The sequence below is a fragment of the Nannocystis pusilla genome, assembly GCF_026626665.1.
In the GTDB taxonomy this organism is placed as follows: Bacteria; Myxococcota_A; Polyangia; order Nannocystales; family Nannocystaceae; genus Nannocystis; species Nannocystis pusilla.
This window is the reverse complement of record NZ_JAPNKE010000002.1, coordinates 8,052,970-8,065,920: the sequence shown is the minus strand read 5'-3', so window position 1 is coordinate 8,065,920 and position 12,951 is coordinate 8,052,970. Positions and strand designations below refer to the sequence as shown.

Annotated in this window: 12 protein-coding genes and 1 pseudogene; 10 read left to right on the top strand and 3 right to left on the bottom strand. The window is 73.1% G+C overall.

Features of this window, described 5'->3' with window-relative positions; genetic code table 11:
- Positions 1–279: 279 nt before the first annotated feature.
- On the bottom strand, positions 280–1,164 hold the full coding sequence (locus tag OV079_RS35480) for an oxygenase MpaB family protein (protein ID WP_267773871.1): 885 nt from the start codon (positions 1,162–1,164) through the stop codon (positions 280–282).
- 49 nt (positions 1,165–1,213) lie between these two features.
- Here OV079_RS35480 and OV079_RS35475 point away from each other — a divergent pair, with 49 nt between their 5' ends.
- The 10 genes and pseudogenes from OV079_RS35475 (at position 1,214) to OV079_RS35430 (ending at position 10,582) form a co-directional block, all read left to right on the top strand.
- On the top strand, positions 1,214–1,558 hold the full coding sequence (locus OV079_RS35475) for a hypothetical protein (protein ID WP_267773869.1): 345 nt from the start codon (positions 1,214–1,216) through the stop codon (positions 1,556–1,558).
- Between the two features lie 84 nt (positions 1,559–1,642).
- Positions 1,643–2,047: a MarR family winged helix-turn-helix transcriptional regulator gene (locus OV079_RS35470; protein WP_267773868.1), complete on the top strand. Its 405-nt coding sequence runs from the start codon at positions 1,643–1,645 to the stop codon at positions 2,045–2,047.
- 166 nt (positions 2,048–2,213) lie between these two features.
- Entirely contained in the window at positions 2,214–2,969 is a 756-nt protein-coding gene (locus tag OV079_RS35465) for a hypothetical protein (RefSeq protein ID WP_267773867.1), read from the top strand.
- Between the two features lie 47 nt (positions 2,970–3,016).
- Positions 3,017–4,042 carry a hypothetical protein gene (locus tag OV079_RS35460; RefSeq protein ID WP_267773865.1) on the top strand — a complete coding sequence of 342 codons (1,026 nt, stop codon included), beginning with the start codon at positions 3,017–3,019 and terminating at the stop codon, positions 4,040–4,042.
- A gap of 213 nt (positions 4,043–4,255) precedes the next feature.
- Positions 4,256–4,720: pseudogene (locus OV079_RS59165) on the top strand (RNA polymerase sigma factor); the annotation flags it as partial.
- A 58-nt stretch (positions 4,721–4,778) separates the two neighbouring features.
- A complete protein-coding gene (locus tag OV079_RS35450) occupies positions 4,779–5,819 on the top strand; it encodes a tetratricopeptide repeat protein (RefSeq protein WP_267773861.1) in 1,041 nt (346 codons plus the stop codon).
- Positions 5,820–6,466: 647 nt separating this feature from the next.
- A complete protein-coding gene (locus tag OV079_RS35445; RefSeq protein WP_267773859.1) occupies positions 6,467–7,552 on the top strand; it encodes a hypothetical protein in 1,086 nt (361 codons plus the stop codon).
- An 82-nt stretch (positions 7,553–7,634) separates the two neighbouring features.
- Positions 7,635–8,150, top strand: coding sequence for a hypothetical protein (locus tag OV079_RS35440; RefSeq protein ID WP_267773857.1), 516 nt, complete (start codon positions 7,635–7,637; stop codon positions 8,148–8,150).
- A 280-nt stretch (positions 8,151–8,430) separates the two neighbouring features.
- The gene (locus OV079_RS35435) at positions 8,431–8,952 is read left to right on the top strand and encodes a hypothetical protein (protein WP_267773856.1); all 522 of its coding nucleotides are present in this window, start codon (positions 8,431–8,433) and stop codon (positions 8,950–8,952) included.
- 580 nt (positions 8,953–9,532) lie between these two features.
- Positions 9,533–10,582, top strand: a complete 1,050-nt coding sequence (locus OV079_RS35430) for a hypothetical protein (protein WP_267773855.1) — start codon at positions 9,533–9,535, stop codon at positions 10,580–10,582.
- A 543-nt stretch (positions 10,583–11,125) separates the two neighbouring features.
- Here the strand turns inward: OV079_RS35430 and OV079_RS35425 are convergent.
- Positions 11,126–11,830 (bottom strand): response regulator transcription factor, encoded by a 705-nt coding sequence (locus tag OV079_RS35425; protein ID WP_267773854.1) that lies wholly within the window; start codon positions 11,828–11,830, stop codon positions 11,126–11,128.
- Positions 11,831–11,873: 43 nt separating this feature from the next.
- Positions 11,874–12,617 carry an NADH-quinone oxidoreductase subunit B family protein gene (locus OV079_RS35420; protein ID WP_267778732.1) on the bottom strand — a complete coding sequence of 248 codons (744 nt, stop codon included), beginning with the start codon at positions 12,615–12,617 and terminating at the stop codon, positions 11,874–11,876.
- Positions 12,618–12,951: the final 334 nt, after the last annotated feature.

The following is a 12,951-nucleotide window of genomic DNA, read 5'->3' as shown; positions in this document are numbered from 1 at the left end:
AAGTTTTCAGGGCGGGCGCACAGGCCGGCGCGGCGGGCGACGGGCGCCAGGACCGAAGAGGGTCGCAAGGCCAGGCTAGGCTGCGGCCGCGAGCTCGGCTCGCCAGGGCTGAGTTTGCCGAAGTCGGCAGAGCCGTGGAAGTTGTCCTGGGTCGGCGATTGCCGCGATCGGCCGTGCGCAGCGCTGGGCGGGCGCATCGACGGCGAGCGAGGGGCCGAGCCGGTCGGCCGCCGAGGCGCGCCAGGCGGACGGGCGCCGCGCTCGGCCGATCGCGGCAAGCTACGGCCAGTTGACGCCCCAGACCTGGCGCAGCTCGGTCGGGATGTGGAACGGCAGGCGCTGGCCGCCGCGGTTGGTCAGCAGCAGGCCCTGGACGAAGGCGCGGCTGAGCAGGGCGGCGGCGTGCTGCATGGTCTCGGAGCGGTCGCCGAGGCGGTCGCCGACGCGGCCGAACAGCCGCCAGAGATCGATGAGCGGCGAGCGCTCGCGGGTGGCGGGCACGCCGAGGATGTCGGCGACGCGGTCGCCGGTGAACCAGCGCACGAACTCGGCGGGCACCCCGTCGAAGGCGGTGCCCGGGGCCAGGTACTCCATCATCTCGAGCAGGGCGCGGGTGAGCGCCTGTCCCTCGGGACAGGCCGCGAAGTGGCGCTCGCCGATGCGGTCGGCGATTGCGCGGCCCTCGGCGTAGTCGCGCGGCAGCAGCTCCTGCCGCAGCCCCATGACCGCGCCGACCACGTTCCACGTGTGCATGTACGCGTCGACCTCGTCGGCGGCGAGCGCGACGCCGAGGCGCTCCAGCCCGTCGAGGGTGGCGACCGAGAAGCTCATCAGCGTGCCGAGCATGTCCTCTTGATTGATCGGCAGGCCGAACGCCGGGTCCCAGCTCGGGTCGCGGCGCAGCAGGTGGCGGATCGTCGCGTGCATCAGCCGCACCTTCTGGACCGAGCGCAGGCCGGCGCCGCGGTCGCTGGTCGGGTCGAGGCCGCCGGGCGCCATGACGTCGACCACCAGCTGGGCGGTCTCGACGATCCGCCGCCGCGGGTTCGACTGCAGCCGGCCGGTGCGGACCAGCACCTGCGCGCCCTTGGCGGCGGCGTAGCAGATCGGCAGCGAGTAGGTGTTGAGCAGGAGGATCACCAGCGGGCCGTAGCGATGGAACACACGCTGGCCGAGCTCGATGCGCGCGGGGTCGGCCCAGCTCGGCAGGCCGGTGGCGAGGAAGTACGCGCGCGCCGGGCGGCAGCGAGGCCGCCGGCACGTCGTTGTTCTCGACGAGGTCGCGCATCAGCATGTTGATCGCGCGCACGACGTCGTCGCCGCGCGCGAACAAGTCGAGGATCACGTCGTCGGCCTCGGCGTCACCGCACGTGCGCAGGTGGTCGAGCTGCTCGTCGGACCAGCGGAGGTCGCTCATGCAGCGACGGTAAGAGCTGCCGCCGCTGCCTGTCCACGGGCGAAGGCGCGGGCCCGCGCCCTTGATCTGCCCCAAGAGACATGTGGCGATGTCGCGCCTCGGCTCGCGAACGACCGTCCGCGCTCGACATGGGCTGGTTGACCCGCGATTCCTCTCCTATACAATGTCGCGGCGATGGGTGGCCGGCGGGCGACGAAGCAGGTGAGTGATATTGCGGCGCGCATCATGGATGAGTGCACGGCGTATCGCTTGCGCATCATCAACCGCGCGATCAGCAAGCTCTACGACGACGCGCTGCGACCCTTCGAGCTGCGCATCGCCCAGCTCAACACGCTGGTCGTGGTGATGCAGACGCAGGGGCTGACGCCGAACGAGCTGTCGCAGCGGATGCACATGGACGCGTCGACGGTCAGCCGCAACGTCGAGCGCATGTGCAAGAGCGGCTGGCTCAAGCTGGCCGACATCGACGACGCGCGCTCGCACGAGATCCAGATCACCGAGAAGGGCATGAAGCTCATCGCCGACGTCGCGCCGGCGTGGGAGGCGGCCCAGCGCGAGGCCGAAGAGATGCTGGGCGTCTCGATCGGCAAGGCGATCGCCCGCGGGGCCAACCGCCTCGCCAACGAGTGACGGGCGCTCGGCCGCCGTTCCGCCCCGTCGCGGCCCTCTGCCGTGCTCGCGCGACATGCGCGAATTGGCGGTGTGGGGTTCAGGACCCGCCCCGGCCGTTCCCTGCAGGTCCGATCGCGGGTGGGTTGTAAGTCCCGCGCGAGTTCTGCATCCTGAGGTCCCTTCGGTGACTACGGCCGTCCTCCTGCTCGCCCTGGTTCAGGCGCCCGCTCCCGCGCCTTCGGGTCCGCCTCCCGAGCACGGGCCGTTTTTCGCGCCCGAAGCGGCGACCGAGTCGCACTTCCCGAGCGGACCTCCGCCGGCCGCGCCGCCGCGCTTCTCCGTCGGCAAGGGCGCGTTCTGCTTCGTCGAGGACGCGCAGTGCAGCTCGGCCCTGATCGCCAGCGTCGACGTCGGCGTCGGCATCAACGGCATCGCCGGCGACCGCGGCGTCGACCTGCCCTACGCGCACTACAACTTCCGCGGCGGCTTCACGGTCCGTCCGCTGCAACTGGCCCGCAAGCGCTGGAACCCGTGGTCGGTCGGCGTGATCGCGAGCTGGTCGCGCGGCACCGGCGTGGCCGCCAACACCGGCTCCGTCGTCGACGCGCCGGACGAGGTGGTGCAGACGACCCCGCACACCTCGGCGTATCGCTTCGGCCTCGTCAATCAGCTGTGGCTGAGCCAGAAGCGCAACGCGTTCCACGTCGACCTGACCGTCGGCGTGGTCCGCTCGTCGGTGCTCACCTACACCGGCTGGTACAACGGCACGCACCTCGAGGTCGCGGCCGGGTGGGCCGGCTGGGGCGGGTTCTTCGTCAGCGGTGACTTCCTCGACGGCGACTCGCGGGTGATCACGGGCTTCCGCGCCCACGCCATCCCCGCGCTGCCGGCCATCGGCCTCGTCTTGCTCGGCCTGCTGGCCGGAGGAGCGATGCAATGAGCGCGCTCCTGTCTCTCTCTGTCAACTTCCTGCCTGTCTCTTGGGCCATGTCGCTGGCGCTCGCGCAGCCGCCGGTGCAGACGCCGACCAGCACGCCGCCGCCGGTGCAGTCGCCGACGACGTCGACGACGAAGACCACGACGACCGCGACCGCGACCGCGACCACGCCGGCCGGGACGACGACCTCGACCTCCGGGGCGCCGGTGCAGGCGCCGAAGTCGGCCGAGCTGCCGGCGTGGGACCCGAGCGCCACCGGGGCGGTCCCCGCGGCCCCGCCCGAACCGCCGGTGCCGGTGCCCGTGGCCGAGACCCCGGCTCCGCCGCCCGCCGACGCCGCGCCCGGGCCGCAAGAGAAGCCCGGCCCGCCGTTCTACACCGACGCCGAGATGCAGGAGCTGCGGCTGCGCCACGGCCTCGAGGCGAGCGCGCCGACCAGCGAACGGAAGTCGCGCTGGCGCTGCCTGATCGCCGACCCGACCTGCGGCCTGGTGGTCGAGGTGCAGGCGACGTCGGGCTACGCGTATCGCGTGCGCCAGGGCGATGTCGCCTCGCCCGGCGATCTCTACAAGTGGAGCTCGGCCCGCGTGCAATACGACGTGTGGGTCAGCATCCCGACGCTGGTCGAGCAGCGCGGAGGCTTCAAGTACACGCGGGTGTCGCTCGGACCGAAGGGCGGCATCATCGCCAGCGACAGCAAGGACGTCTGGGGTAACGTCGGCTTCGCCGGCCGCTACTGGTTCAAGCGCGGCCGCTGGTCGCCGACGATCGAGTTCTCGAGCGGTCTGGCGTTCAAGGTCGCCGGCATCCAGAAGCCCGACGGGCGGTTCGACAACGTGCGCAGCCCGATCGGCTTCGTCGCCGACATCGGCATCGGCCTCGGCGGGTTCGGGGCGATCGTGCTCGGCGGTCAGTTCGACAGCCCGCTCGCGCGCGAGGACGTGCCGGAGAAGGTCCGCACGCAGGCCGGGGGCATGTTCTACATCGGCTTCCGCGGCAACATCCTGTGGGGCGCGCCGGCGGTGTTCGGCGTGGCCACCCACGCGGCGGCGCTGCGCGGCGTCAACGCGCCCTGAGGCGCGCGCGGATGAGCGGGCCGCGGAGGTCCGCATCGGCGTCGTGCGATCGGCTGTAATCTCGAGGCCGTTCGCGCGGCTCACCGGTCCGAGCGCATGACCCCCGGCAGTCACCTCCGGCCGGTGCCCTCCATCCCGGGCCCGACCTCCCCCGCGGCGCCGCCCCAGCGGGCGAGCACCGAACAGCTGGTCCAGCGGGCCAAGGCCGGCGAGATGAGCGCGTGGTCGCGGCTCTACCAGGACCACTACGAGCGGGTCTATCGCCACGTCCGCGCGCTCACCGGCGACGCGGGCCTGAGCGAGCTGGTGCAGGAGACGTTCGTGCAGGCGCTGCTGAAGATCGGCGGCTTCGACGGCCGCTCGCAGCTGTCGACCTGGCTGCACGGGGTGGCGATCAACGTGGTGCGCAATCACTGGCGATCGCAGCGCAGCACCGCCAAGGCGCACGCGCGGCTCGAAGTGATGCGGTCGCTCGACGCCGGCGCCCAGCCGCCCGACGGGGCGCTGCACCAGCGCCAGCGCGTGCGGGCGCTGTACGCCGCGCTCGAGACCCTGCCCGATCACCTGCGCGTGGCCTTCGTGCTGCGCGACCTCGAGGGCCTGAGCCCCGAGGAGGCCGCCGATCAGCTCGGGATCTCGAGCGGCAACCTGGCGGTGCGCGCCAGCCAGGCGCGGCAGCGGATCCGCAAACAACTGGTGGAGTGGGGCGTGCTGCCGCCGCAGAGGAGGAGCCGGCGTGAAGGACCTCGACGACATCGTCGACGCCGCCGCGACCGACCTCGCCGAGGCGATGCGGCGCGACCTGCTCGCGCCCGACTTCGCCGCGGTGGTCGCCGAGGCGCACGCGCGCGACCCGAAGCGCGTGCCTGCTGCCGCGCTGGTCGAGGTGCGCGAGCTGGCCCCGGTGGCGCAGCTGCGCCGCGACGCGAACGGCAAGGTGCCGGCGCGCGAGCAGGCCGAGTTCGCGGCGCTGCTGGCAGCGGCGCGCGCGGAGATCGATCACGACTGCGCGGCCGTGCGAGCGGCCGGGCCTCCGCCCGTACCTGTCCCCAAGGCCAGGCAGTCGCGGTCACGGGCGTGGATGTGGGCGGCGGCGGCGGCAGCGGTCGCGGCGCTGGCGTTCGGGGTCCGCCCGCTGCTGACCCGCGGGCAAGGCGGGCCCGATACGGCCCTCCAGGCGCCGTTTCAGGACCAGGCGTCGCCGTCGCGGCACGAGGTGGCGCCCACGCCGGCGCCGACGCGGGTCGAGCGGGCGCGGCCGGGCGTGGGCCCGACGGCGCCCGCGAGCGAGGCCGAGGTGCCCGCCGAATTGACGCCGCCCGTCGAGGATGTCCCGAAGAGCATGCCTGAAAAGGCAGGTGGGAAGGATGTCCCCGAGAAGGGGCCGGCGCGGCCGCGCGGCGAGTCGCCGGCGGAGCGGCTGAGGCGGCTCGACGGCGAGGCCGAGGCGAAGTGGGAGGCGGGCGACCTCGCCGCGGCCGAGGCGCTGTACCGGCAGATCGTCGCGCTGGCGCCCGGCTCGCGCGCGGCTGACCTGGCCTACGGCGACCTGTTCTCGCTGGCCCGCCAGCGCCACGGCGGCGACGAGGAGGTCGCGCTGTGGCGGACGTACCTGCAGGCGTTCCCGCGCGGGCGCTACGCGGACGACGCCCGCGCGGGCCTGTGCCGGCGGGCCGACGAGGGCGAGCGCGCGAGCTGCTGGCGTGACTACGCGACCGACTTCCCGAACGGGGTGCATCGCCACCAGGCGGCGCGCGTGCTCGAGGGCGAGCCGTGAGGGATCGAATGGTGCGAGCGGGCCGGAGAGGGAGCCGCGGCCCGGAGCGGAGGGAGAGGGCCGCGGCCGCCGAGGTGAGGAGCGCTGGCGAAGCGGTCGCAGCGAGGGCAGTGGCGGCGAGCGAGGCCGAAATGAGCGGCTTTCGCAGGGCCATCGCGGCGGAGCCGTTCGAGGCCGACGCAGCGAGGGGCGCTCGCATCGAGGCGGAGTCGATCGAGGCGGGCGCAGCGAGGGGCGCTCGCGTCGAGGCGGAGCCGATCGAGGCGGGCGCAGCGAGGAGCGCTCGCGTCGAGGCGAAGCCGATCGAGGCGGACGCAGCGCGGGGCGCTCGCGTCGAGGCGAAGCCGATCGAGGCAGGCGCAGCGAGGAGCGCTCGCGTCGAGGCGAAGCCGATCGAGGCGGACGCAGCGAGGAGCGCTCGCGTCGAGGCGAAGCCGATCGAGGCGGGCGCAGCGAGATGCGCTCGCGTCGAGGCGAAGCCGATCGAGGCCGACGCAGGGAGGCGCGCTGGCGGACTCGCGGCCGCGACGATTCGCCGGGCCGCGCTGCTGGCGTTCCTGCCGCTCGCGGCCTGTCCGCCGGTAGTCTATCAATTCCAGGACAGCTCCGACCCGCCCGTCCCGGCCACCGAAGCTGGTTCGGAGACCATGTCCCCGGGGACAGATTCGACAGTGACCGGGCCGCAGCCGCCGACGCCGGGCGAGGGCCCGGAGGAGCCGTGCTTCGACGGCGTGGTCTCCGGCGCCGAGACCGACGTCGACTGCGGCGGGCCGGTCTGTCCGCCGTGCGGGCCCGGGCAGAAGTGCGCGGGGCCGTGGGACTGCCAGGGCGACCTGTGCGTCGACAACCTGTGCGGCCCGCCGCCGCAGTGCCGGGTCGCCGCGGATTGCCCGGCGGAGTTCTGCCGCCAGCCGCTGTGCGACGGCGGCCAGTGCGTGTACCTCGACCTCGACGGCGACAAGTGCGACGACGGCGACCCGTGCACCGACGGCGACCTCTGCGTGGCCGGCAAGTGCGCGGGCGTGCCGCGCGACTGCGGCGGCTTCGACGGGCCGTGTCAGCACGCGTTTTGTAACCCGGCCTCGGGCAACTGCGCGGTCGAGTTCGCGAACGAGGGCGAGCCGTGCGAGGACGGGCTCGCGTGCACCCTCGACGACTTCTGCGCGCAGGGCCAGTGCGTGGGCAAGCCGGGGCCGGTGTCGCTGTTCGACTTCAACGACCCCGGGGCGTGGATGACCGATCCGCCGTGGATGATCGGGCCCGCGTTCCCCTCGCAGTGCGCGGTCAACGGGTTCGAAGATCCGCCCGAGGACCACTCGCCCGGCGGCGAGAACATGCTCGCGGGCGCGGCGATCGGCGGCTGCTTGCCGGACGAGCCGCTGCCCGCGGACGCGTGCCTGACGAGCCCGCCGATCGACGCGCTGCTGCTGGCGCAGCCGGTGGTGCTGCAATATTGGAGTCAGCTGTCGGCGGTGCCGCTGCCGCCGCGCGGGCCGTCCAGCGCGCGCGTCGAGGCGTGGAGCGGCAAGGCGTGGGTCCCGGTGTTCGAGAGCAAGAACGAGCCGCTCGACGAGCCCGTGTGGACGCCGCACGTCTTCGACCTCACGCCGTTCGTCAATCCCGCGCTGAAGGTCCGCTTCTGTCATCACCACCCCGAGCCGGGCCTGCCGCCGGTGGCGGGCTGGAGCGTGGACGACGTGTACGTCGGACCGCCGGAGTGTCAGCCGCCCTGATCGCAATTCGCAAGGCCGGGCTGTAATCGCGGCAGGGCCCGCGTCACTCACCGGCCAAACGCATCGCGAGAAGGACGTTGCCATGAAGACACTCCCCCTATTGCGCCGACTCGGCTTCCTGTTCTCATGCACGGCCTGCGCCGTGCTGGTCCCCACCGGCTGCGACGTGAAGGTCGACGTCGAGGAGGGCGGCGGCAAGGACGAGGAGCCGGCCCCCGATGATTGCCAGCAGCAGTACGTGAACTGCCTCGACCAGGGCCACACCGCCGACGAGTGCGCGCCGCTGCTCGAGGGCTGCGAGCCGGCGCCGGTGCCGGTGCCGGACGATTGCGAGCAGGCGTTCCAGGTGTGCCTCGAGGCCGGGATCGACCCGACGATCTGCAAGCTCGAGCTCGAGCAGTGCTTGCCGACGCAGCCGCCGCCGGTCGATTGCCAGTTCGAGGTGTCGGAGTGCCTGAAGCAGGGCCAGCCGCCCGAGGTGTGCGAGCAGCTGTGCCGCCCCACCCGTGCCCGCCGCCGCCGCCCGACGACTGCGAGCAGCAGTTCCAGGTGTGCCTCGAGGCGGGGATCGATCCGGCCAAGTGCGAGGACGAGCTGAAGCTGTGCCTGGGGCAGCCGCCGCCGCCGGAGACCTGCTGGCTGCAGTGCGAGCAGCAGGGCCTGCCGCCCGAGGAGTGCAAGGCGCTGTGCGAGCCGCAGCCGCCGCCCGACTGCGAGTGGCAATTCCAGCAGTGCCTCGAGCAGGGGATCGATCCGGCCGAGTGCGAGGCGCAATTGCAGCAGTGCTGGGAGCCGCCGCCGCCGCCGCCCGACGACTGCAAGTGGCAATTCGAGCTGTGCCTCGAGCAGGGGGGCGACCCGGCCGAGTGCGAGGCGCATTGCAGGAGTGCCTGGGCCAGCCGCCGCCCTACGATTGCTGGCAGAAGTGCGCGGAGCAGGGCCAGCCGCCGGAGGTGTGCGAGCAGCTGTGCGCGCCGAAGCCGCCCGACGACTGCGAGGGGCAGTTCCAGCAGTGCCTCGAGCAGGGGATCGATCCGGCCGAGTGCGAGGCGCAATTGCAGCAGTGCTGGGAGCCGCCGCCGCCGCCCGACGACTGCAAGTGGCAGTTCGAGGCGTGCCTGCAGCAGGGCGGCGACCCGGCCGAGTGCGAGGGGCAATTGCAGGAGTGCCTGAACCAGCAGCCGCCGCCGCCGCCGAACGACTGCGACCTCGAGCTCGAGGTCTGCCTGCAACAGGGCGGCGAGCCGGAGGAGTGCAAGGCGCAGTGGCAGCTGTGCGTGGGCCCGCCGAATCCGCCCGCGCCCGACCAGTGCTTCGACCTCCACAAGGCGTGCCTCGAGGAAGGCCAGGAACCCGCGCTGTGCGACCAGAAGCTGGCCGACTGCCTCGGCCAACCTTGAGCCCTCGCCCGGTCGGCCTCGGCGGGCTATATAGCGGCTCGCCGTGCTGTCCGCCCCCCTGCTCGCGCTCGCGCTGACGAGCTCGCCCGCCGATGCGGGGGAGACGGCGGGCGCGAGCAAGAGCTCGGCGACGGGTGCGAAGGTCGCCTCGCCTGTCGAAGCGACGGAGGCGAGCAACGATTCGCCGACGACGGAGGCGAGCAAGAGGCCGCCGACCGAGGGCGCGAAGGTTGCCTCCGAAGCCACGGAGGCGAGCGAGAGTTCGGCGACGGGTGCGAGCGCGAAGATTGCCTCGCCTGGCGGAGCGACGGAGACGAGCAAGGACTCGCCGACGGTGGAGGCGAACAAGAGGCTGCCGCCGACCGAGGGCGCGAAGGTTGCCTCGCCTGTCGGAGCGACGGAGGCGAGCAAGGACTCGCCGACGACGGAGGCGAGCAAGAGGCCGCCGCCGACCGAGGGCGCGAAGGTTGCCTCGCCTGGCGGAGCGACGGAGGCGAGCAAGGACTCGCCGACCGCGACGGTACCGGAGGCGAGCAAGAGCGCTTCGCCCGGGTCGGTGCCCGTAGCGAGCCCGGTCCCCGTGGTCCCCGCGCCGACGATCGCCGGCGCGCTCGTGCGGGTCGAGGGCGTCGAGTTCGCCGACCTCGAGCGGGCGCTGCGGGTGCGCTTGCCGTCGCTGGCGCTGGCGCAGCAGGGCGACGAGCTGCCGGCGCGCGACGGATTGCGCGCGTTCGTCGACCTGCGGCGGACGTCAGCGACGCAGGTGCAGGTCGCGCTGATCCTCGCCGACGGGCGGGCTTACTTCCGCGTGGTCGACACCGCGAACGAGCCGCCGGCGCGCCCGGTGGCCGGCGCGCTGGCGCTGCTGATCGCGGCCATCGAGGACGACTCGGTCGCCCCCGACCAGCGCGACGTGCCGGTGCCGCCGGCGATCGCCGAGCCGCCGCCTCCGCCGGGACAATCGGATGTCCCAAGGACACATGTTACAAAGACATGTCCGGAGGTGCAGCCGTGTCCGCGGTTGCCTTCGCCGCCGGCGCCGGCGCCTGCGCCGCGGCTCGAGCTCGGCCTGGTGCGCTACGACGGCGCGTCGTTCGGGCTCGACCGGCCGCTGGCCGGCGTGCGCGGGGCGATGTTCGGGCTCGGGCTCGACCTGCGCTGGCGGCGAGGAGCGATCGCCGCGTTCGAGGTGCGCGCGACGGTGGCCCCGGTCGACCGCCACACTCTGGCGCGGGTGCGCGTGGCCGCGGGGGCGGGCTTCGGCGTGCGCGTGCGGGCGTTCGAGCTGCCGATCGTCGGGCTCGTCGGGGTCGAGTGGTGGGGGCTGCCAGGCGGCGAGGTCTCGGTCGTTCGCGCGAGCTCGCGGCCCCTGGTCGGCGGCGGCCTGCGGCTGTCGCCCGGCTTCTGGCTGCGCCTGCCGGCCGTGGCGGTGCGCGCCGGGGCGCGGGCGGAGCTGTGGGCCTCGGGCGAACCCGGCCCGAACGGCCCGCGCAAGCCGCTGCTGGCGCGCCCCGGCGAGGCGGCGCTGGCGGCCGTGGGCGGAGTGGAGCTGAACCTCGGGATCGAGGTCGGGGTGTGGTTCGACCCCGGGCGGCGCAAACGGATAGGTCCGAAGGGACAGGTTCGATGAGGCAGGCGGATCGGTTGCTCGACGTTCTCTGCGACGCAAACGGAGAGGTCCGAAGGGATAGGTCCGATGAGGCAGGCGGATCGGCTGCTCGACGCATGCGCGACACGAACGAACAGGTTGGAAGAGACAGGTCTGAAAGGACAGACGGTCACACGAGGGCGGGTGACGCCGGTGTGACGCAAGCCGAAGGCGGGCGCGCCAGGCCCGGCGTCATGCAGGGTCGTTGTCGCTTCGAGCGGCGATCGTGAGATGGCTGAAGGGACAGGTCAAGACTCAGCGATCCCTGGAGGTCGCACGCGGGGGGCGGTGTCGCTTCGAGCGGGGCTCGTGAGATGGCTGAAGGGACAGGTTAAGACTCAGCGATCCCTGGAGGTCGCACGCGGGGGGCGGTGTCGCTTCGAGCGGGGCTCGTGAGATGGCTGAAGGGACATGTTACGGCTCAGCGATCCCAGGCCGCGTCGCGCGGGGTCGTTGTCGCTTCGAGCGGCGATCGTGAGATGGCTGAAGGGACATGTGACGCCCCAGCGCTCCCGCCCGGTCGCGTCAGGCCACGCGGTTGCCGGGCTCGGCCTGCCAGCGGTAGCCGATGCCGCGGACGGTCTCGATCATGGACGCGTGCTCGCCGAGCTTGGTCCGCAGGTTCTTGACGTGGACGTCGATCATGTTGGTGCCGGGGTCGTAGGCGGTCTCCCACACGTTTTGGAGCAGCTCGACGCGGGACACCACGCGGCCGGCCTCGCGCGCGAGGTAGCCGAGCAGCATGAACTCGCGGTGGGTGAGGTCGAGGTCCGCGCCGGCGAAGGTGACGGTGCGGTCCTGGCGGTCGATGCGGAGCTGGCCGACCTCGAGGTAGCGGTCGCGCTGGCCGCGGCGGCCGAGCGCGCGCACGCGGGCCAGCAGCTCGCTGAGGTCGAACGGCTTGGGCAAGAAGTCGTCGGCGCCGGCGTCGAGGCCGGAGACGCGGTCGCAGAACTCGGAGCGCGCGGTGAGCATGAGGATCGGCACCGACTTGCCGGCGGTCCGCAGGGCGCGGCACACGTTCAGGCCGTCGAGCGAGGGCAGCATCCAGTCGAGGATCACGAGGTGGTACTCGATGCTGCGCGCCTGCGAGACCGCGACCGCGCCGTCGTCGACGAGGTCGACCACGTAGCCCTCCTCGGTGAGCGCGCGCGAGAGGAAGCTGGCGAGCTTGCGGTTGTCCTCGACGACCAGGATCTTGGCCGAGGATGGTGTCGTGGGTGTCGGCATGGACGAGGTCCGGGGTGAGGAGTGGTGCAGGAGGAAGGCGCGCTCAGACGATGCCGAGCAGGTCGAGCACGCCGTGGATGAAGGCCAGCGGGTGCAGCGGACACCCGGGGAGGAACAGGTCGGGGGCGCGCTCGCGGAAGAAGCCGCCCGCGTCGGCGCCGTCGTGGTGCGGACCGCCGCCGATGGCACAGGCGCCGACGGCGATCAGCACCTTGGGCCCGACGATCGCGTCCCAGGTGCGCCGCAGCAGCGCGTCGTCGGCCGCGGCGGCGACCGGGCCCGAGACGACGAGGCCGTCGGCGTCGCGCGCGGCGTCGACCCAGTCGATGCCCCAGCGGCCCATGTCGAAGTGACCGTCGGCGCAGGCCCGCAGCTCGCGGTCGCAGCCGTCGCAGCCGCCGAGGACGAGGCGATGCAGCTTGAGCGAGCGCCCGTAGAGCCGGCGAAACGCAGCCGAGGCGCTCGCGGGGGCCGGTGCGCGGCGCTCGGGGCCGATGACGAGGTCGCCGCGGGTGCCGCTGGCGAGCCGGTGCTCGGAGCTGAAACGAACCTTGCCTTCGGGACAGGCATGGACGCACTCGCGGCAGAACACGCAGCGCCCGAGGTCGAGCGCGAGGGCGCCGCCGGTCCGCGTCAGGGCGCCGCCGGGACACACCGGGAGGCAGGCGGTGCAGTCGCTCGGGCAATCACTGTCTTTGAGGACAGGTAGGCCGCAGAAGCCCGCCGCCTCGGCGGCGCGCAGGTCCGGCAGGGCGCGTCGCGGCGGCGGCCGGAGGTTGCGGAGCATGGTCAGCACGCGAGGCCTCCGGGCGCGAGCGCCGAGCGAATGCGAGTGAGTGCGAGCTGCGGAGGGGTCCGCAGCGCGCGAGCCGTGCGAGTGAGTGCGAGCTGCGGAGGGTCCGCAGCGCGCGAGCCGAGTGAGTGAGTGCGAGGTGCGGAGGGATCCGCGGGGCGCGAGGCGAGCGAGCGAGTGCGAGGTGCGGAGGGGTCCGCAGGGCGCGAGCCGAGCGAGCGAGTGCGAGGTGCGGAGGGATCCGCGGGGCGCGAGGCGAGCGAGTGAGTGCGAGGTGCGGAGGGATCCGCAGGGCGCGAGCGGAGCGAGTGAGTGCGAGCTGCGGAGC